General features: G+C 71.5%; 16 protein-coding genes. 10 read left to right on the top strand and 6 right to left on the bottom strand.

Annotated elements, in window-relative coordinates; genetic code table 11:
- Window positions 1–215: 215 nt before the first annotated feature.
- The 4 genes from ACWEH3_RS18430 to ACWEH3_RS18415 form a co-directional block, all read right to left on the bottom strand.
- Window positions 216–1,955: an NTP transferase domain-containing protein gene (locus tag ACWEH3_RS18430; protein WP_452358356.1), complete on the bottom strand. Its 1,740-nt coding sequence runs from the start codon at window positions 1,953–1,955 to the stop codon at window positions 216–218.
- Between the two features lie 82 nt (window positions 1,956–2,037).
- Window positions 2,038–2,793 carry a VOC family protein gene (locus tag ACWEH3_RS18425; RefSeq protein WP_450026728.1) on the bottom strand — a complete coding sequence of 252 codons (756 nt, stop codon included), beginning with the start codon at window positions 2,791–2,793 and terminating at the stop codon, window positions 2,038–2,040.
- A gap of 54 nt (window positions 2,794–2,847) precedes the next feature.
- Window positions 2,848–3,159: an MGMT family protein gene (locus tag ACWEH3_RS18420; RefSeq protein WP_450026730.1), complete on the bottom strand. Its 312-nt coding sequence runs from the start codon at window positions 3,157–3,159 to the stop codon at window positions 2,848–2,850.
- Window positions 3,160–3,163: 4 nt separating this feature from the next.
- Window positions 3,164–3,940, bottom strand: coding sequence for an alpha/beta hydrolase (locus ACWEH3_RS18415; protein WP_450026732.1), 777 nt, complete (start codon window positions 3,938–3,940; stop codon window positions 3,164–3,166).
- Between the two features lie 72 nt (window positions 3,941–4,012).
- Between ACWEH3_RS18415 and ACWEH3_RS18410 the strand changes: the two genes are divergently transcribed.
- A complete protein-coding gene (locus ACWEH3_RS18410) occupies window positions 4,013–7,444 on the top strand; it encodes an ATP-dependent helicase (RefSeq protein WP_452358355.1) in 3,432 nt (1,143 codons plus the stop codon).
- 43 nt (window positions 7,445–7,487) lie between these two features.
- The gene (locus tag ACWEH3_RS18405) at window positions 7,488–11,807 is read left to right on the top strand and encodes a UvrD-helicase domain-containing protein (protein WP_450026520.1); all 4,320 of its coding nucleotides are present in this window, start codon (window positions 7,488–7,490) and stop codon (window positions 11,805–11,807) included.
- Here ACWEH3_RS18405 and ACWEH3_RS18400 read toward each other — a convergent pair.
- Window positions 11,764–12,177 (bottom strand): DoxX family protein, encoded by a 414-nt coding sequence (locus tag ACWEH3_RS18400; RefSeq protein WP_355079710.1) that lies wholly within the window; start codon window positions 12,175–12,177, stop codon window positions 11,764–11,766. The genes ACWEH3_RS18405 and ACWEH3_RS18400 overlap by 44 nt on opposite strands.
- A 705-nt stretch (window positions 12,178–12,882) precedes the next feature.
- On the opposite strand from ACWEH3_RS18400, the gene ACWEH3_RS18395 reads away from it, so the two are divergent.
- Window positions 12,883–13,938, top strand: coding sequence for a potassium channel family protein (locus tag ACWEH3_RS18395; RefSeq protein WP_450026503.1), 1,056 nt, complete (start codon window positions 12,883–12,885; stop codon window positions 13,936–13,938).
- Between the two features lie 48 nt (window positions 13,939–13,986).
- A complete protein-coding gene (gene nudC / locus ACWEH3_RS18390; RefSeq protein WP_450026505.1) occupies window positions 13,987–14,892 on the top strand; it encodes an NAD(+) diphosphatase in 906 nt (301 codons plus the stop codon).
- 35 nt (window positions 14,893–14,927) lie between these two features.
- Here nudC and ACWEH3_RS18385 read toward each other — a convergent pair whose 3' ends face one another.
- Complete coding sequence (locus ACWEH3_RS18385; RefSeq protein ID WP_379256129.1) at window positions 14,928–15,158, bottom strand: mycoredoxin; 231 nt, start codon at window positions 15,156–15,158, stop codon at window positions 14,928–14,930.
- Window positions 15,159–15,274: 116 nt separating this feature from the next.
- Here ACWEH3_RS18385 and ACWEH3_RS18380 point away from each other — a divergent pair, with 116 nt between their 5' ends.
- The 6 genes from ACWEH3_RS18380 (at window position 15,275) to ACWEH3_RS18355 (ending at window position 19,835) form a co-directional block, all read left to right on the top strand.
- The gene (locus tag ACWEH3_RS18380; RefSeq protein WP_450026507.1) at window positions 15,275–15,697 is read left to right on the top strand and encodes an SRPBCC family protein; all 423 of its coding nucleotides are present in this window, start codon (window positions 15,275–15,277) and stop codon (window positions 15,695–15,697) included.
- Window positions 15,694–16,137, top strand: coding sequence for an EVE domain-containing protein (locus tag ACWEH3_RS18375; RefSeq protein ID WP_450026509.1), 444 nt, complete (start codon window positions 15,694–15,696; stop codon window positions 16,135–16,137). Before ACWEH3_RS18380 ends, ACWEH3_RS18375 begins: the two co-directional genes overlap by 4 nt.
- A 9-nt stretch (window positions 16,138–16,146) precedes the next feature.
- Window positions 16,147–16,614: a MarR family winged helix-turn-helix transcriptional regulator gene (locus tag ACWEH3_RS18370; protein ID WP_450026511.1), complete on the top strand. Its 468-nt coding sequence runs from the start codon at window positions 16,147–16,149 to the stop codon at window positions 16,612–16,614.
- 161 nt (window positions 16,615–16,775) lie between these two features.
- Window positions 16,776–18,923 carry an ATP-dependent DNA helicase UvrD2 gene (locus ACWEH3_RS18365; RefSeq protein ID WP_450026513.1) on the top strand — a complete coding sequence of 716 codons (2,148 nt, stop codon included), beginning with the start codon at window positions 16,776–16,778 and terminating at the stop codon, window positions 18,921–18,923.
- 113 nt (window positions 18,924–19,036) lie between these two features.
- Window positions 19,037–19,375, top strand: a complete 339-nt coding sequence (locus ACWEH3_RS18360; protein ID WP_450026515.1) for a hypothetical protein — start codon at window positions 19,037–19,039, stop codon at window positions 19,373–19,375.
- Window positions 19,376–19,511: 136 nt separating this feature from the next.
- Window positions 19,512–19,835 carry a WhiB family transcriptional regulator gene (locus ACWEH3_RS18355; protein ID WP_450026517.1) on the top strand — a complete coding sequence of 108 codons (324 nt, stop codon included), beginning with the start codon at window positions 19,512–19,514 and terminating at the stop codon, window positions 19,833–19,835.
- Window positions 19,836–19,870: the final 35 nt, after the last annotated feature.

Raw genomic sequence — 19,870 nt, 5'->3', positions numbered from 1 at the left:
CGCTCCGCCGACGTATATCGCATTCGACTCCGCTGCCGCAAAGGAGTGCGCGTGCAGGTTCCCGTGACAACGAAACCCGCTGCACCGCAGAGGCTTCGGATCGACGTCGGCCGAGCATCGGCGCACCCCCGTATTGCGCGCCCACTCGATCTCGCTGAAGCCAAGGCCCGCAACCAATTTCGTTCGGTCCACGACGCACCCGCAGGCCGAAGGGGTCAGCGCAGCGGCAGGAATTCGACGATCGCGCCGTCCCCGGCATCGGGCGGGACGACCACCAGGCCGTCGCGGTCGATCAGGCCGCCCAGATGTGCCGTCCGGACGACCGGGTCGCCGATCCATCCGCCTTCCTCGGCGGCGCGAGCCGGAACGATGCGCGTCGCCTGCCCGGCGATCTCGGCGGCGTTGTGCAGCGGTCCGCGCAGCGGGCGGGTGGGGAGCGCGCCGGTGCGGGCCTCGACGATCGCGGGTGCCAGCGCCATGAGCGTCGCGACGGCGGCGAACGGGTTGCCCGGCAGGCCGAGCACCGTGGTGCCGGAGGTGAGTCGGGCGACGACGGTGGAACCGCCCGGCCGCAGCCGCAGCCGCGGCACCACGATCTCGGCTCCGGCGCGGGTCAGGGCGGCACGGAGCTGGTCGGCCGCCCCGCCGCCGGTCGCGCCGACGATCACCAGCAGGTCGCAATCCGGCGCGACGGTCAGGACCTCGTCGAATCCGTGCGGAGTGTCGCGCAGGTGCACCCGATCGGTGGTGCGAATGCCGTAACCGGCCAGCAGTTCCGGCAGGACCGGGCCGATCGAATCGCGGGTCTGCCCCGCCTGTAGCGGACCTTCGCTGCGGATCTCGTCACCGGTCATGACGACGTGCGCGCGGACCGGGCCGCGCACCGGCGCGGCGGTGACCTCGACGCTCGCGGCCGCGGAGACCAGCGCCGCGGTGACCGGCGCCCCCTCCGGCGCGACCGGATCACCGGCCGCCCGGTCCTCGCCGCGGCGGCGGATGTCGTCGCGCAGCGGGGTGTCCGGCAGGCGGTACAGCGTTTCGTCGGCGACGTGCACGAACTCGTCGCGCAGCACGCCCGTGGTGCCGTCGGGGACGTGCGCGCCCGTGGCGATGCGCACCGCCTCGCCCGGCAGCAGCCCCACCGGACGCCGTCCGCCCGCGAAGCCGACGTCGCGGCGCAGGCGCCACGGCCCGTCGCCCGCCACCGCGTAACCGTCCATCGCCGAGACGTCGAAGCGAGGCAGCGGCCCGGCGGCCGTCAGTGGGCCCGCGAGCGCGGCCCCGATCACCGAACCCAGGTCGGCTTCATACGCGGTAAGCCGGGAAAGTCTGGTGCGCAGCAGGTTTCGTGCGTCGCCGAGCTCGAGCGGCGGTTGCTGTCGTGGCGCGTCCACCGCCGCTCTGGCCTGTCGCACCTCCTCTTCGGTGTCGCAGTCGCCGACGCCGGAGAGCGGGATGATCCCGGCTGCTGCGGGCACCAGCGCCTTCATCGGCTGATTGATCAGCGCGTCGAGCTCGTCCAGCGCGGCCGCCAGTGCGGAACGCCGCCACACCCCGATCAGGTATTGCGGCCGACCCGACTCGTCGGCCGCGAACACCGCGTCCGCCCCCGATTCGGTGGCGTGCCGGATGAGTTCCGCGATCGCCGACGGCGACAGGAACGGAAGGTCGGCGGCAAGCACCACGACCAGCGGGGCGGCGGAGCCGAGGGCCCGCAGCCCCGTGTCGATCGCCGCCACCGGACCCGATCCGGGCGGCACCTCGCGAACCTGCGTGATCTCCGGCGCCAACTCGGGGCGGTGCGGTCCGACCACCACCGTCTGCGCGCACGAGGCGACAGCGGCGAGCGCCACTTCGAGCATGGAACGGCCGCCGATGACGATGGCCGGTTTGTCCACGCCGCCCATCCGGCTGGCCCGGCCGCCCGCGAGCACGATCGCGTCGGCGGTCGTCACACGCCACGACCCGGAGTCAGGTACACCATGGCGGCCATGCTAATTCGTCACCGTGGGGAAGCCGGGGAGCGGACGGCGTCGATCAGGCGTTCGACCAGAAGCGGGCCGGTGGCAGCAGCCGGAACTCGTTGAGCTCCGGGTCGGCGAGCACGAGGTCGGTATCGCGGTCGGGAGCCGGAGCGCCGCGGTCGATGGAGGTGGCGCCCGCCGCGTGCAGCCGGGCCACCTCGGCGGCCCGGTCGTCGGCCGGGAACGAGGTGAGATCCAGGCGCAGTCTGGTCCGGCCCGACCCCGCATCGGGCGTGCGCACGAACTCCAGCCAGGAGCCCAGTCCGGTCGGTGCGCGTAATCCGGCCAGCCGCTCGCCGCGCCGCATGGACGGCCAGCCGGTGGCGGTCGACCAGAATTCGGCCAGGCGCTGCGGATCGCGCGTGTCGACCACGACCGCCGCGACGGCTCCGGTGTCCACGTACTCCTCCCTCGGTTCGAGCACGCAGAACTCGTTGCCCTCCGGATCGGCGAGCACCGCCCACGGCACCGCGCCCTGCCCGATGTTGATCGAGCGCGCACCCAAGGCCAGCGCCCGGTCCACCTGGGTGCGCTGGTGGTCCAGCGAGCGGGTGGCCAGATCGAGGTGCAGGCGATTCTTGCCGACCTTGGCCCGCATCGCGGGCAGGAAGGTGAGCGCCAGGTCGCCGCCGTCGGCGTCGGGAGCCGCCACGTTCACCTCGTCGGGGCGGTCGAGGGTGACACTCCAGCCCAGCAGTTCGGCCCAGAAATCCGCGACCGGACGCGGCCGGTCGGCGTCGAACACGACACATGCCAGGCGGGTGGGCATGGATCAACGGTACTGGCCGCCATTCCGGCACGGAGGAATTTCGGAAAGCGGCGCTCAGTGGCCGGGGAGATCGGGCAGCGAGAAGCGTGCGGCGCGCAGGTCGACGCGTCCGTCCCGGATCGGCACGCCCTCTTCGGCCAGCAGGCGCAGCTGGCGACGAGCCAGGTGGGCGGCGGGACGGCCGCTCGCGCCGAGCACCCGATGCCAGGGCAGATCGGCCGAGTCGGTGCGCATGATCCAGCCCACCGTGCGCGGCGTGGACAAACCGGCGGCCGCCGCGATGTCGCCGTAGGTGACCACCCGGCCGGGCGGAACCGCCGCCACCAGGGCGCGCACCTGCTCGATCTGGGCGTCGGTGGTCGGCATCGGCTCAGAGCACCGAGCGCACGAGTTCGCCGGTCTGGGCCGGATACGCCTGGGCGACCATGTGATCGCAGTTCCATTCGAGCACGGTCAGGCCCGCGCCCATGTGCTCGGTGAGCGCCGCGCGGAATTCCGGCGTGACGAACGGCGGGTGCACTTTCATCGCCTGCACCAGCACGGTCGGCAGGTCGGCGGGCGGAAGCACCCAGTGGCGGGCCAACTGCCCCCAGTAGGAGTTGATCGCGGGCAGGCTCATCCGCCAGCCGAAGCGCCCGTCGGCGGTTGGCATCAGGTGTTCCTCGAGTTCGGCTTCCAGCAATCGCGGCTCCACATCGCCCCAGCCGGTGTCGAGTTTGTCCTGGCGCGCGCGGTCGACGCTGTCGTAGTCGGCCGAGACCAGGGTGGACAGCGCGATCTCGTTGAGCCATTCCGGCTCCAGCGCGATCGCCGGATCGAGCAGCACCAGTGTGCGCACCAGTTCGGGATGCCGATGGGCCAGGTGCAGCGCGCACGCGCCGCCGAAGGAGTGCGCGACGACCACGACCGGGCCGTCCGCCTCGGCGGTGACCAATTCGACCAGGTCCGCGACGATGGTCTCGAAGTTCCACGGCGGCAGCGAGGTCGAGCGACCGTGCCCGCGCAGATCCGGTGCGAGCACCCGCACGTCGGGCAGATGCCGGGTCGCCAGGTCCTCCCAGCGTTTGCCATGACCGGTCACACCGTGCAGGGCGAGCACCACCGGTCCCGTCGTCGGACCGAACCGGTGGACATTCAGAGCAGACACCGGTCCATTCTGACCTGCGCCGTGATCGGCCGCAGCGCCGGTCGGGCGGAGGCGTGTACCGGCGTGTCGGTCGTGTCTGTTGCAATAGCCCGCGTGGTGCGATCGGATGGCGCGGTGCGACTGGTTCGCCGGAACGTGGTGGCGCCCCGGCCGCGAGACTGGGGCGCCGACGTCCGCGTGCTGCTGGACGCTGCGGCCGAGGCCGGTCCCGCGCGTCCGGGATGGCGGCCCTGGCAAGTGCTCGGCGGGCCGGGCACGGGTAAGACCGCCCTGCTGGTCGACCTCGCCGCCGGGCGCATCGCGGCCGGAGCCGACCCGGAATCGGTGCTGGTGCTGACCCATTCGAAACAGGCCGCGGGCGCTGTGCGAGACGCCATCACCACGCGGCTGAGCGGCCCGGGCCCCGGTGCGGAGGGCGGTGTGCCCGGCGCCACACGAGAACCCTTGGTGCGCACCCTGCACTCGTATGCCTTCTCCGTGCTGCGCAGGCACGCGATGGCGCACGGCAACCCGCCGCCGCGTCTGCTGACCGGAGCCGAACAGGACGCCGTCGTGCGCGAGATGCTGCGCGGCGATCTGGCGGACATGGCCGAGGGCGCGCACGGATTGTGGCCGGAGCGGCTGCGGCCCGCGCTCGCGCTCGGCGGGTTCGCCGAACAGTTGCGCGATCTCATGCTCCGGGCCACCGAACGCGGCATCGGGCCGGAGGACCTGGTGCGCCTCGGCCGTGAGCACGCCAAGCCCGAATGGGTGGCGGCGGGCAGGTTCGCCCTCCGCTACGAGCAGACGATGCTGCTGCGCTGGTCGGTGGGCGTCGATGCGCCGGAGGCGACCGCGCCCGCGCTGGACGCCGCCGAACTCGTCGGCGCGGCGCTGGACGCGCTGGCCGCCGACCCGAATCTGCTTGCCGCCGAACGCGCCAGGATCCGATACCTGCTGGTCGACGACGCGCAGCATCTGGACCCGCAGGCGGCGATCCTGGTGCGGGCGATCGGGCACAGCGCCAGGACCACGGTTATCGCGGGCGATCCCGACCAAGCCGTCTTCGCCTTCCGCGGCGCCGACGCGCGATTCGTCGCCGAACTCGACGTGCCACCCGAGCGGCGGGTCGTGTTGCGCGACAACCATCGGTTCAGCGGTCAGGTGGAGCTGGCGGTCGCCCGGATCGCCGCACGCCTGCCGGGTAGTGCGCCGCAGCGCATCCCCGTGCCGGAAGACACCGGCCCGCGGGAGGACGGCACCGAGGTGCGCGTGCGGGTGCTGGCCACGCCGGCGAAAGAGGCCGCGCTCATCGCCGACCACTTGCGCCGCGCGCATCTCACCGGCGGGGTGCCGTGGTCGCGGATGGCGGTGATCGTCCGTTCGGTGCCGCTGTCGCTGGCGCCGCTGCGCCGCGCCCTCCTCGCCGCGGGCGTGCCGGTGCGGCAGCCCGCGCTGGACACGCCGCTGGCGCGCAGGCGCGGCGCGGCCTGGATGCTGCTCTCGCTGCGCGCGGTCCTGGCGGGGGAGCAGGCGCAACGGGGGGCGGAACCGGCCTTCGAGCCGGAGGACGCCCTCGATCTGCTGTCCGGGCCGCTCGGCGGCGCCGACCAGATCGCCTTGCGCCGGTTGCGCCGCGGCATCCGGCGCGCGGTGCTGGAATCGGTGCGCGCCGGGGCGAAAACATCGGACGCGGGCGACGATTCGCCGCCCGACCGCGACTCGGACATCGACCGCCCCTCCGCACTGATGTTGCGCGATCTGCTGATCGGGACCGGCGATCCCGCCATCCTGGACCGGCTCACCGAGGTCGAGGCCGCGCCGCTGCGCCGGGTGCTGGACGCGCTGCGCCGGGCGCGCAAGGTGCGCGGGCGCGGGGCGGGCCTGGAGGACGTGCTGTGGGCGCTGTGGACCGGTTCTCGGCTGGAACGGCGCTGGGTGGCGCAGTCCGAGCGCGGCGGCGCGGTCGGCATGCAGGCCGATCGTGATCTGGACGCCGCGGTCGCGTTGTTCGACGCGGCCGCCGCCTATGTCGACCGGTTGCCGCGCGCGAGCATCGAAGGGTTCGTGGAATATCTGACGCAGCAGGAGATTCCACAGGACGCGGCGCCGCGCACGCTGCCGGGCGAAGCGGTGGCGCTGCTGAGCGCGCACGCCGCAGCGGGACGGGAATGGGATGTGGTCGCCGTCGCCGCCGTCCAGGAAGGGATTTGGCCCGACCCACGCACTCGCGGCACCCTCCTGCACACCGAGGACCTGGTCGATCTCACCGCCGGGGTGTCCGATGCGGGGGAGCGGGTGAGCCGTGCGGCGCCGATCCTCGCCGAGGAGCGCAGGTTGCTGCTCGTCGCGTGCAGCCGGGCCCGGCGGTCGCTGCTGGTCACCGCGGTGGAATCGGTCGCGGGCGAACGCGATCTGGTGCCGTCGCGCTTTCTCGCCGAATTGCTCGGACACGACGACGACGGCGAGCCCGGTGCGCTCCCGGTGGCCGACCCCGGCCGCGCCCTGGTGATGCACTCGCTGGTCGCCGAATTGCGCGGCGTGGTCTGCGATCCGGAGGCCGACCCGGAACGCAGGCGCCGCGCCGCGCACCAGCTCGCACGGCTGGCGGACGCGGGCGTGCGTGGCACCCACCCCGACGACTGGTACGGCACCACCGAACTCAGCTCGCGGCGACCGCTGTGGACCGAGGACGACGGCGCTGTCGCGCTGTCGCCCTCCACCGTCGAATTGCTGCGCACCTGCCCGCTGCGCTGGGCGCTGGAACGCAACGGCGGCACCGACGGCGACAATCCGCACGCGGTCAAGGGCAATCTGGTGCACACGCTCGTGCAGGCGCTGGCGGGCAAAGTGCCAGAGGAACAGGTGCGCGCCGCGTTGGATCGCGCTTGGCGAGCGGTGGATCCGGGGACCGGCTGGCATTCCCGGCAGGAATTGCGCCGCACCGAGGCGATGCTGGAGACCTTCTCGGCCTGGGTGCGCAACACTCGCGGCGAACTCACCCAGGCCGGGGTCGAGGTGCCGGTGGACTGTGTGCTGCCGGCGCGCACGGAAGACGAACGCGCCGTGCGGATCCGGGGCCGCGTCGACCGGCTGGAGCGGGACGCGCAAGGCCGTTTCGTCATCGTCGACGTGAAGACCGGCAAGTCGCCGGTCACCAAGCAGGCCGCCGTCGATCACGCGCAGCTGGCGACCTACCAGGTGGCCGCCGCCGCGGGCGCTCTCGACGCACCGGAGGAATCCGGTTCGGCCGAGCCGGAACCCGCGACCGGCTCGGCGGGCGAACCCGGCGGAGCGCGATTGGTGTACGTCGCCAAGCCGAGCAAGGCGGAGGGCGCCACTCAGCGCATGCAGCCTCCGCTGGACGCCGATGCGCTCGAGCACTGGCGCGACACGATCCACCAGGCCGCGTCGTCCACTCAGGGCCCCAGCTACCTCGCCATGCGCAACGACGGATGCCGCCACTGCGCGGTCGCGGGCAGCTGCCCCGTGCAGGACAGCGGGAGGCAGGTGACCGACGAGTGAGCGCGCTCTCGGTCCCGCCGCGGCCGGTCGCCGGGGCGCCGCCGTGACGGGCGGAGTGGCGCCGCACCAGCTGGCGCAGGCGCTCGGCCTGCCGCCGCCGACCGACGAACAGGCCGCCGTGATCGCGGCGCCGCCGGGCCCCACCCTCGTGGTCGCGGGCGCGGGCGCGGGCAAGACCGAGACGATGGCCGCCCGGGTGGTGTGGATGGTCGCCAACGGGCTCGTGCTGCCGGACGAAGTGCTCGGGCTGACCTTCACACGCAAAGCCGCCCAACAGCTGACCGCCCGGATCCGGACCAGGCTGGCCCGGCTCGCCGGTGCGCCGCTGCTGCGCGAACTGGACCCGAGCGGCCGCCTGCGCGCCCAGCTGACCGGCGCGGAACCGGAGATCAGCACCTACCACTCGTACGCGGGCAGGTTGCTCACCGAACACGGCCTGCTGCTGCCGGTGGAACCGTCGGCGACCCTGCTGACCGCGACCCAGCTCTGGCAGCTCGCCCACCAGGTGGTGCACACCTGGGACGGCGATCTGGAGACCGATCGCACCCCGGTGTCGGTCACCGAGGCGGTGCTCGCGCTGTCCGGGCAGTTGGCCGAGCACCTGGTCGAGCCGGAGGAACTGGCCGAGGAGCACACCGAACTGGCGAAGCTGGTGTACACGCTGCCCCCGGGCCCGCGGCAGCGGGGCGGGCCGAGCCAGACCCTGCTGAACATCGTGCAGGTGCAGCGGGAACGGGTAGCGCTGCTACCGCTGGTGCACGAGCTCGCCGAGGCATTGCGCCGACGGGGCGCACTGGACTTCGGCGCGCAGATGTCCCTCGCCGCACGGTTGGCGGCCGAGCACCCCGAGGTCGCCGCCGCCGAACGCGCCCGTTTCCGCTTGGTCCTGCTGGACGAGTACCAGGACACCGGCCACGCCCAGCGGGTCCTGCTCGCCGCCTTGTTCGGCGGCGCGCCGGGGGAGGAGACACCGCAGCCCGCGACCCCGCCCGACATTCCTCCGGGCGATCGTCGCGGCGACGATGCTTCGTCACCCGCGGGCGTTCACACAGTCGCGCAGAGGGCGGCGCCGCCCGGTGTGCAGGAGAGCGTCGTGGCAGGTTCGGACACACTGCCGGAAACCGGGTCGTCATCGACCACCGACGCGCTTCCCGCTGACCCCGCGCAGGGCACGCGGTCGCCGCGCGTCGACACGAACGACGTCGAAGGACAACCGCGGTTCGCCGGTGCACACGACCCGCGCGCCGTGGCGAGGCGTGCGGACCAACGTTCGCGCCAGCGCGAAACGCAGCGCCTAGCCGTCACCGCCGTCGGCGACCCGATGCAATCCATCTACGGCTGGCGTGGCGCTTCAGCGGCGAACCTGCCCCGGTTCGCCACCGACTTCCCCAGCGCGCCGGGCGTGCCCGCCCCGACGTTGTCCTTGCTGACCAGCTGGCGCAATCCGCCGGAAGCGCTGGCACTGGCGAATCTGGTCGCGGAACCATTGCGGCGCAAGGCCTCCGAGAGCGGCGGGGTGACGGTCGATGCCTTGCGCGCCAAGCCCGACGCCGGGCCGGGTGTGGTGGCGCTGGCGCTGACCGACACCGTCGCCGACGAACGGGAGTGGGTGGCCGAGCGAATCGCCGCGGAGTGGGCTGCCCGGCACGCGGCCCAGCAGCAGCCGCCCACGTCCGCCGTACTGGTGCGCCGCAATGCCGATGCCGCGCCGCTCGCGGAAGCCCTTCGCGCGCAAGGTCTTCCCGTGGAGATCGTCGGACTCGGCGGCTTGCTCGCCACACCGGAGGTCGCCGACGTCGTCGCCACCCTGCGGTTGATCGCCGAACCGGGTGCGGGCAGCGCCGCCATGCGTGTGCTGACCGGCGCGCGCTGGCGCGTCGGGGTCGCCGACATCGCCGCGCTCGCCCGCCGCGCCAGGGACCTGTCCATCCGGCGTCCCGGATCGGAGGGGCAAACCGAGATCGCCGACCGGGCCGCGCTGGAGGAGGCGCTGCGCGAAGTGGCGCCGGAACCCGCCGAACAGGCCGGGCTGGCCGACGCGATCGCCGATCCCGGTCCGCCCGACCGGTATTCACCCGCAGGATTCGCCCGCATCGAGGCGCTGGGACGGGAGCTGGCCGCGTTGCGCGAACGCAGCGGTCAGCCGTTGGCGGAACTGGTCGCCGATGTCGAGCGCACCATCGGCGTCGGTGTGGAGACCCAGACCCGGCGAGCCATGGCGGGCACCGGGGCCGGACGCGAGCATCTGGACGCGTTCGCCGAGGTGGTGGCCGGGTACGCCGCGGACACCGGCGCCTCGCTCGGCGGACTGCTCGCGTTCCTCGCCGCCGCGGAGGAGGTCGAGAACGGGCTGGAGCCGGGCGAGGTCGAGGTCGCCAAAGACCGGGTGCAGGTGCTGACCGTGCACGCGGCGAAAGGCCTGGAGTGGGAGATCGTCGCGGTCCCGCATGTGGTGGAGGGCGTGTTCCCGTCCAAAGTCGGTACCGGCACGTGGCTGGGCGCGCTCGCCGAGCTGCCCACGTCGCTGCGGGGTGACCGCAGGCAGGACGACGCGGCCGAGGGCGTGCCGGTGCTCGAGCTCACCGACTTGTACGACCGCGCCGACCTCGACCGCGCGATCAAGGCGCACAAGGAGGCGCTGGAGCGCCGCCGGATCGATGAGGAACGGCGCCTGTTCTACGTCGCGCTCACCAGAACCGAGCGCGTGCTGTTGGTTTCGGCCCACTACTGGGCGGAGACCGGCAGCACCCCGAAAGGCCCCTCGGATTTCCTGCTGGAGTTGAAGCACGCGTACCAGGACCCCGGCAGCCCGGCCTGCGACGTCTTGGCGATCGACCGCTGGGACGACCCGCCCGCCGCCGACGCCGTCAACCCGTTCACCGACAACCCCGCGACCGCCGAGTGGCCGCGCGACCCCCTCGGCGCCCGCCGCGACCCCATCGAACAAGGCGCGGCACTGGTCCGCGCTGCCCTGGCGAATTTGCGCGCCCGTCCCGCCGCCACCGGGCACCACGGCTCGGAGCCGCACGGCGCTGCTGGTTCGATCCGCAGAACCAGGTCCGCCCCTGCCGAGATGCCGTCCGCGCCGGACGTCGACGAGCCGGGTTTCGCGGACCGACCGGGCGACTACGGGCCCGGCGATGAGCCGGAGTTCGAGCATGGGCCGGGCGACTACGGGCCTGGCGATGAGCCGGGTCTCACCGGCGATTCGGCTTACTATTCGCCCGGCGATGAGTCGGGTTCGCGGATGAATCGACCTACTACCCGGCCCGCTGATAAGCCGGGATTCGCGGATGAGTCGGGCTACACCCGGCCCGGTGAAGGGCCGGGTTCGCGGATGAGTCGGCCTACTCCTCGTCCTGCTGATGAGCCGGGGTTGGCGGATGAACCGGCCTACTATCCACCCGACGACGAATACCCGCCCGACGATTTCGCGGGGGACTTCGAGGTCGGTTCCATCGAATACGCCGATCCCTACGCGGATATCGAGCCTTATTTCGGTTCGGCGCCGGACCCGGTGGAGGAGTATCTGTCCGCCGACGAACCGGCATTCGCCGCGACCGGCTTCGCTCCGCCCCCGCCGGAGGACCTGTACCGCCCGCACGACGCCCGCCGTGCGCCGGATCCCGCCGATCCGGAAGGCTGGGCCGCCGACGTCGACGCCTTGCTCGCCGAACACCACGCGGCCGCGGCCGCCGACGAAGAGGTGGAACTACCCGGACAGATCGCGGCGACCGCCCTGGTCGAGCTGCGAGCCGACCCGGCGAAGCTCGCCGCCCGCCTGCGTCGTCCGTTGCCCTACCCGCCGAACCCACTGGCCCGCCGGGGCACCGCGTTCCACGCCTGGGTGCAGCGGTGGTTCGGCTCCACCCGCCTGCTCGGTCTGGACGAACTGCCGGGCGCGGCCGACGGCGGCGCGGCCGACGCGGGCCGGGACGCAGAGCTGAGCGCGATGCAGGAGGCGTTCCTGAACTCGCGTTGGGCCGACCGCAGTCCGATCGAAGTCGAGATCCCGTTCGAGACCTCGATCGCGGGCACCGTGATCCGCGGCCGGATGGACGCGGTATTCGCCGAACCCGGCGGCGGCTGGGTCGTGGTCGACTGGAAGACCGGCGCCGAGCCGAGCGCCGCCGAGGAACCGGCGGTCGCCATGCAGCTGGCCGTCTATCGCCTGGCCTGGGCGCGGTTGATGGCCGCCCGCGAGGGACGGCCCGAGCACGAGATGCTGCCCCGGATCGGCGCCGCATTCCACTACGTGCGCACCGGCCGCACCATCGCGCCCCCGAACCTGGCCGGTCCGGACGAACTGGCCGAGCTGATCAGGAACGCCGCGCCCGCCGGCTCACCGCCAGCGACTGAGTGACGAGCGGGATCTGCAGCGGCAGCCGCAGCGCCGAGCCGATCTTCACCAGCCGCGGCGCCTTCTCGCTGGCGAGCATGTCCGCGGCGAACTGCACGTTGGCCGGGAACACCGCGATGAACAGCAGCGCCGCCAGCCGTCCGCCGAAGCCGCGGGTGCGCGGGACCGCGAGGGCGGCGGCGACACCGATCTCGGCCGCGCCGGAGGCGTAGGTGTAGTCGCGGGCGCGTCCGGGCAGGAAGCGCGGCACGATCGAATCGAAGGGCTTCGGCCGGACGAAATGCAGCACCCCGGAGCCGAACAGCAGGGCGGCCAGGGCCAGGGCGGGCCGCCGCCCACCGTCGGACACGGACGTCAGCGTATTTTCTGCCATGCAGGCACCCTTACATCCGCGCCGCTCCGCGTCGACCCCGGGTCACTTGGATGCGGCCCCGGCGGTCCGCACCTCCGAACCGCCGCCCCCGCCTCGGGCACGTCCTTCGTCCTCACCGAGATCGAGCAAGCGTGATCGGCGCGGACGCCGGCCAATGCGCCGCGAACCCCACCGCGCGACTGCGGAGCCAACACAGCACCGAGCGACCGCCCACGCCGCGCTTGCCTCCGGTGGTCCACTCGACGGTCTGCCGCCGCGGCCCGCGAACCGAGCCGGGCTCGAATGAGTAGGTACCGGGTCGGCTGAAACGACACCGATCTTGTGGGCGTCCGCGGCCGGGCTGGCGTCGGATTGGCCGCGACGAAGGAGCAAGGGGCAGCGCGGCCGATTCTGTAGCCGACCACTACGAACCGCGTACACCTGATAGCGAGCTTCGATGCCGACGCACCCAGCTCACCTCAACCCCGTCTTTCGAGCGAAGCGAGACCGAGCATGCGCCGTTCGCGGCCCGGCTCGCGTTTGCGCGGCCGCCGCGTAGGCGACGAAGGAGCAAGCGGCGGCCGCGCAAACGCGAGCCACAAAGGGGCCGCGAACCCGCCGCGACGCAGTCGCGGCAAATCCAACACAGTAGGCTCCCCGGTGTGCCGGAGGGACAAGGATTACCGGGTATGACCGACACGAGCGACGAAACGACGGGTGTGCCCGGTGTTCGGTGACCGTGCGCGCAGCCTGGGCTTGGCGAGCAGGCCAGATTTCGCCCTGGTCGGACTGCTGCGCATCCCGGAAGTGCAGACCAGCCCGTGGATTTCGCTGACCAGACGGGTGCTGTTCGCGACGGGGCTGCTGTTCCTGGCCGCGCTGGTGGTCTATCTCGGACGCGATGGCTACCACGACAACTCGGGCAACGAACTGTCGTTCCTGGACGCGTTCTATTACGCGACGGTGTCGCTGTCGACCACCGGATACGGCGACATCCACCCGGTGACGCCCGAGGCGCGGCTGGCGAACATCGTCATCATCACCCCACTGCGCATCCTGTTCCTGATCGTCCTGGTCGGAACCACGCTGGGCGTGCTGACCGAACGTTCCCGGCAGGCTTTCAAGATTCAGCGATGGAGGCACACCGTGCGCAATCACACCGTGGTCGTCGGATACGGCACGAAGGGGCGGACCGCGATCGACGCCATGCTCGGCGACGGGGTGCAGCCCGCCGACATCGTCGTGGTCGACACCGACGTGGTCGCTTTGGAGGCGGCCGCGAACGCCGGGCTGGTCACGGTGCACGGCTCGGCGACCCAATCCGACGTGCTGCGGCTGGCCGGTGTGCAGCACGCCGACTCGGTGGTGGTCGCCACCAATCGCGACGACACCGCCGTGCTGGTCACGCTGACCGCCCGGGAGTTGAACAAGGCCGCCAAGATCGTGGTGTCGATCCGGGAGGCGGAGAACACCCACCTGGTCCGCCAGTCCGGCGCGAATTCGGTGGTGGTGTCCTCGGAGACGGCGGGCCGGTTGCTCGGCATCGCGACCACCACGCCCACGGTCGTGGAGATGATGGAAGACCTGCTCACCCCGGAGGAGGGCTTCGCCGTCGCCGAACGCGAGGTGGAGCCGTCCGAGATCGGCGGCTCGCCACGGCATCTGAGCGATATCGTCCTCGGCGTGGTGCGCAACGGGGTGCTCTACCGCGTGGGCGAGCCGGAAGTCGACGCGGTCGAGGCGGGTGACAAGCTGTTGTACATCCGTCGAGCGGGCAAGTGACCCCGGCGCGAACCGGGCGCACAGCTTCGGCGCGATAGTCTCGAAACCGTGTCGGCATTTCAGCTCAACAGCGTTCCGTTGCTCTCCCGTTCTGTCCTCGACAGGGCCGAGCACATCCGAGGTGACGCCCAGGCCCTGAAGGAGGGCTGGGCCGAGGCCAGACTCCTGCGGATCAACCGGCGCGGGCAGGTGCGCTTCGACGAAAGCGCCCTGATCCTGGACCCGGCCGTGGAGTTCTCCGCCGAGCCGAGCCCGGACGCGGTGTTCCTCGGTGTGGAGGAGGGCGTCCATCTGTGGGCGGTGCGTGATCCGGAGCTGGAGGGCGCGCTGACCGACCTGCGCGCGCTGGCCGGCGGCGTCGTCGACGACCGCACCGCCGCGTTGCTCTCGACCGCGATCGCGTTGCTGAACTGGCACGACAAGGCGGGGTTCCACGGCGCGGACGGCACCGTCACCATGTCGGCCAAGGCGGGCTGGTCGCGCGTCACCGAGAGCGGTTACGAGGAGTTTCCGCGCATCGATCCGGCGGTGATCTGCCTGATCCACGACGGCGGGGAGCGGGTGCTGCTCGCCCGCCAGGCCAGCTGGCCGAAGTCGCTGTTCTCGCTGCTGGCCGGGTTCGTCGAGGCGGGCGAGTCGCTGGAGCGCTGCGTGGAGCGTGAGATGCGCGAGGAAGTCGGCCTCGACGTGCGCGAGATCACCTACCTGGGCAGCCAGCCGTGGCCGTTCCCGCGCTCGTTGATGCTCGGGTTCGCCGCGGTGGCCGATCCCACACAGCCGCTGACCTTCACCGATGGTGAGATCGCCGAGGCCAACTGGTTCACCCGCGCGCAGGTGCGCGAAGCGTTGGCGGTGGGCGACTGGTCGAACCGGGACGGGGGCGCCCGGTTGCTGCTGCCCGGCTCCATCTCCATCGCGCGCACCATCATCGAATCCTGGGCCGCGATCGACTAGCGCGCGGGCCGATGCGACCCGCGCGCGGCGGCTGATCAGGACAGACCGGCGAGGACCTGCTTGACCGCCGCCAGCGACGGGTTCGTCGCGGTGGAACCGTCGGCGAACTTCACGGTGGGCACGACGTGGTTGCCCCCGTTCACGCTGCCGACGAATTCGGCCGACGCCGGGTCTTGCTCGATGTCGATCTCGACGTAGCCGATGCCCGCCTCGTCCAGCTGCTTCTTGAGCCTGCGGCAGTAGCCGCACCAGGTGGTCGAGTACATCGTCAGGGTGGGGTTCGCGTCAGTCACGGACACTGCAACGCCGGACGTCCGCGCACTGTTCCAACTCGAACCATTCCCGACTTGCGCGACATTTAGTATGCGCGCATACTAAATGCATGACGATCATCGCCACCGCGCACGCCACCTCCAGTGCGCCGCCGACCGCCTTCTTCGCCCGCTGGGCCGACGTGGCCACCTGGCCGGAGTGGAACACCGACACCGAGTGGGTGCGCTTGGACGGACCGTTCGCCGAGGGCGCCACCGGGACGTTGCGGCCGAAAGGCGGCCCGAAGATCCGGTTCGTCGTCGCGCGTCTGACCGATCGCGAGTTCGTCGACGTCTCGAAGCTGTTCGGCGCGCGGCTCACCTTCGCCCATGAGGTCGCCGTCGCGGAGAACCGCACCACGGTCACCGTCACGGTCTCGATCGACGGACCGCTGCGCTTGTTGTGGACCAAGATCCTGGGCGCCGACCTGGCGAAATCCGTGCAGCCCGACCTGGACGCACTGGTCTCCGTCGCCGAGGGGGTCCCGGCATGAGTGCTACCGGTTCGAGCGCGAAGCACTGGCTGGCCGTCGTGTCCAGGGAACATGTCCGGCGCGGTGTGGAGCTGGGCATCGCCCAGGCGAACCACGGCAAGCGCGCGGCGGTGGAACGCATGCGGCCGGGCGACGGATTGGTGTACTACTCGCCGCGCGAGGGCATGCGGGCCGGAGCGCCGGTGCGCTCGTTCACCGCGATCGGCACTGTCGACGACCACCCGGCCTGGCAGGCCGACCCGCAGGACGGCGGTTGCTTCCGGCCGTGGCGCCGTTCGGTCAGCTACCGAGCCGAAGCGCGGGAGGCGCCGATCGATGCGCTGCGTGACGAGCTGGACCTAACCAGCGTGCCGAACTGGGGGATGATCCTGCGTCGTGGCCTGATAGAACTCAGCCCGCACGACTACGCGCTGATCGCGCGGGAGATGACCGACGAGTGAGGGAGGCCGATGCACGAGGCGGGGGACGGCAGACTGCGTTCCAGATTTCGCACGGCAGAGGAAAGTCCCGGCCTGTTGCTGTGGCAAGTGACCAACCGCTGGCAGGCGGCACAGCGGGCGGCGCTCGCTCCATTCGACCTGACCCACGTGCAATTTGTGCTCCTGGCTTCGCTCACCTACCTCGCCGCCGGCCGCGAGGATCCGGTCCGGCAGCGTGACCTGGCGGAATACGCCGCCACCGATCCGATGATGACCTCTCAGGTGTTGCGCGCCCTGGCGCAGAAGGGCCTGATCGAACGCCGCGACCACCCCAGCGACCGCCGGGCGAAGGCCCTGGTCGCCACCGAAGCGGCCGTGGCGCTGGTGAACCGGGCCATCGTCGCGGTGGAGGAATGCGACGCGGAGTTCTTCGCGCCGCTCGGCTCGCAAGACAGCGCCCCCTTCGCTCGTTCCCTGCGGTTGCTGAGCGAGCGCTGAACGCCACGCGCCCGGCCGCCCGAAGCGGCGATGAGGCGTGCAACGGGGTGGTCGCGCGCGGCGCAGGGCTACCGCGCCGATGCCGTCCCTTGCCTCGGCGCCGGTCTGCTCGCTAGTGGCTGCTCCCGACCGCGACCGGTTGAGTGTCGGTGGGCGCTGTCATGATGGATCGCGTGCCCGCTCTCGACCTCGCAGACCTCGATCCCGAGCAGGCCGCCGCCGTGCGAGCACCGCGCGGCCCGGTGTGCGTGCTCGCGGGCGCGGGCACCGGAAAGACCAGGACCATCACCTATCGCATCGCGCATCAGATCGCGCAGGGGCACGTCAAAGCCGATCAGGTGCTCGCGGTGACGTTCACCGCTCGGGCCGCTGGGGAACTGCGGACCCGGCTGCGGGCCCTCGGTCTCGGCGGGGAAGCGACCCAGGTGCAGGCGCGGACGTTCCACGCGGCGGCGTTGCGGCAGCTGAAGTACTTCTGGCCGCAGATCGTCGGTGACGTGCCGTGGCGGCTGATCGATGCCAAGTTCCCGATCGTCGCGCAGGCGGCGCACCGGGCCGGGCTGTCCACGGCCACCGACAGCGTGCGCGACCTGCTGAGCGAAATCGAGTGGGCGAAAGCGTCACTCATCGCCCCGGAGGATTACACGGCGGCGGTCGCGAAGCAGCGGCGCGACACGCCCTACGAGGCACTGCGTGTCGCGGACGTCTACGCGGGTTACGAGAAGCTCAAGGCGACGCCTGACGGGTTGCTGCTGGATTTCGACGACTTGTTGTTGCACACGGCCGCCGCGCTGGAGGACTATCCGGCGGTGGCCGACGAATTCCGCGGCCGCTACCGCAGTTTCGTCGTCGACGAGTACCAGGACGTCACGCCGCTGCAACAGCGCGTGCTCGACGCTTGGCTCGGCGACCGCGACGACCTGACCGTCGTCGGCGACGCCAACCAGACCATCTATTCGTTCACCGGCGCCACGCCGAGCTACCTGCTGGACTTCTCCCGGCGCTTTCCCGACGCCACCGTGGTCCGGCTGGAACGCGACTATCGGTCGACTCCGCAGGTGGTGTCGCTGGCCAATCGGGTGATCGGAGCGGCGCGCGGGCGCATCGCGGGCACCAGGCTGCAACTGATCGGCCAGCGCGCCGACGGGCCCGAGCCGGTGTTCGCCGAATACGACGACGCGCCGGCGGAGGCCGCGGCGGTGGCCGAGGCGATCGGCCGGCTCGTCGCGGCGGGCACACCGGCCGCCGAGATCGCCGTGCTCTATCGGATCAACGCCCACTCGGAGAGCTACGAGCAGGCACTTACCGAGCGCGGTATCCCCTACCAGGTGCGCGGCGGCGAGGGCTTCTTCGCGCGCGCTGAGGTCAGGCAGGCCGTGCAGGCACTGCGGCAAGCCGCCGCCCGCGACGACCTGCCCGACCAGGCGCGCAGCGGCAACTCCCTGGTCTCGCTGGTCCGCGCGGTGCTCGCCCCGCTCGGCCTGACCGCCGCGGAACCCGCGGGCGCCCAGGCGCGTGAACGTTGGACCTCGCTGGTCGCGCTGGTGCGGCTGACCGAGGAACTCGTCGGCCACGACGACCGGCTCGACCTCACCGGGCTGCTGCGCGAGCTCGCGACTCGCGCCGAGGCCAGGCATCCCCCCACGGTGCAGGGCGTCACGCTGGCCTCCCTGCACGCCGCCAAGGGCTTGGAGTGGGACGCGGTGTTCCTCGTCGGGCTGTCGGACGGAACCATGCCGATCGCGCACGTCCTCGCCGACGACGGCTCGGTCGCCGACGAGGCGGCGCTCGAGGAGGAACGGCGGCTGCTCTACGTCGGGGTCACCAGGGCGCGCGAACATCTGCGGCTGTCCTGGGCGCTGGCCAGGAACGAGGGCGGCAGGCGCAGCAGGCGGCGTTCGCGCTTCCTCAACGGTCTCGTGCCGGACGATTCGCCCGCCTCGCGGATCGCGGCACCGCCGTCGGCCCCGCACGGTGTCCGCCCGACCTGCCGGGTCTGCGCGAAACCGCTGATCGGCACCTACGCGACCATGCTCGGCCGCTGCCGCCGTTGCCCGGCCGAGCTGGACGCGGAATTGCTTGCCGCACTGCGTGACTGGCGTGCGGAGAAGGCGGAGGCGCTGCGGGTGCGCGAATTCGTCGTGTTCACCGACACCACGCTCACCGCGATCGCCGAACAACAGCCCGCCGACGACGCCGCGCTGGCCGCGATCGCGGGCATCGGTGCGAAGAAGATCGACCAGTTCGGCGCCGATGTGCTCGCGATCGTGGCGTCCCGCCTTCGATCCACATCACAAAACCGCAGGTAGAAAATAGGTTGTCCCGCTCGACGATCTTGCCTATGGTGGATTTCACGCACCGGGAGGGCATCTCGGCGCGCACAGTTACCGACACACCACGAGTACAGGAGGGAGGCAGAGCAATGGACAACATCATGAACTTCGGCGCCAGTGGCGTTGCGATCTATGCGCCCATGGCGGCCTCCCGGGGGATCCTCGCCTTGCAGGGGATCGGTCTGTCCGGAATCGGTGCGTTCGGCATGTCCGGCACGCAAGTGAATCGCATTGCCATGCATGCGTCGAACCGCACCCAGATTCAGGGCAAGCCCAGCGCGGGCTGGCACCCGACGGCTGTCGAGGCAGCAGTCGGTGTCTTCGCGGATGAAGTCGGCTTCGAGCCGGCGGATCCGCGGGCAGCACGCCTCCGCACCGCACACCCAGCGACCGTGAACAGGACTCGACACAGATGTCGACCTAGGTAGGGAACTCCTCCCCGACCTCCTGGCCACGGATCGCAAGACAGCGAAACCGTGGCCAGTATTCTCCGGCCCTTCAGCCGACCGGCACCGGTTTCGCCACAACAAACGAACCGCTGCAAACGAGCTGAAGGAGAACGACGTGTTCACCGCACAGGGTTGGCCGCAGGCCACTACTGACGTGACATGCCGAACCGTGGCGTCGCCTACTCGGACCCAGGAGATCACCAAGGTCCTGCCCTGCCGTGCTGGAGACCCGGACCTCTGGTTCGCCGAGAGCCCGGTCCAGTTGGAGCAGGCCAAGGCGCTGTGCGCGACCTGCCCGATCCGCAAAGGCTGCCTGAGCGCCGCCATGGATCGTCGTGAGCCGTGGGGTGTTTGGGGCGGTGAGATCTTCGACCAGGGTGTCGTGATCGCCCGCAAGCGTCCCCGTGGTCGTCCGCGCAAGGTCGCGGTCCCGGCATGAGCCGGGGAGTGACTTCCCTCCCTCCGGTCGATGTG

The organism is Nocardia sp. NPDC004718, assembly GCF_053601535.1.
This window is presented reverse-complemented; position numbering and strand designations above follow the sequence as displayed.

Bases quoted from the DNA above. Each gene is read 5' to 3' on its own strand.
- ACWEH3_RS18425 (WP_450026728.1), bottom strand. From the start codon at position 2,793: ATGCCCACCCGCCTGGCATGTGTCGTGTTCGACGCCGACCGGCCGCGT.
- ACWEH3_RS18385 (WP_379256129.1), bottom strand. From the start codon at position 15,158: ATGTACTCGACCACCTGGTGCGGCTACTGCCGCAGGCTCAAGAAGCAG.
- ACWEH3_RS18370 (WP_450026511.1), top strand. From the start codon at position 16,147: ATGCACGAGGCGGGGGACGGCAGACTGCGTTCCAGATTTCGCACGGCA.
- ACWEH3_RS18420 (WP_450026730.1), bottom strand. From the start codon at position 3,159: ATGCCGACCACCGACGCCCAGATCGAGCAGGTGCGCGCCCTGGTGGCG.
- ACWEH3_RS18365 (WP_450026513.1), top strand. From the start codon at position 16,776: ATGATGGATCGCGTGCCCGCTCTCGACCTCGCAGACCTCGATCCCGAG.
- ACWEH3_RS18400 (WP_355079710.1), bottom strand. From the start codon at position 12,177: ATGGCAGAAAATACGCTGACGTCCGTGTCCGACGGTGGGCGGCGGCCC.
- ACWEH3_RS18375 (WP_450026509.1), top strand. From the start codon at position 15,694: ATGAGTGCTACCGGTTCGAGCGCGAAGCACTGGCTGGCCGTCGTGTCC.
- ACWEH3_RS18360 (WP_450026515.1), top strand. From the start codon at position 19,037: ATGGACAACATCATGAACTTCGGCGCCAGTGGCGTTGCGATCTATGCG.
- ACWEH3_RS18380 (WP_450026507.1), top strand. From the start codon at position 15,275: ATGACGATCATCGCCACCGCGCACGCCACCTCCAGTGCGCCGCCGACC.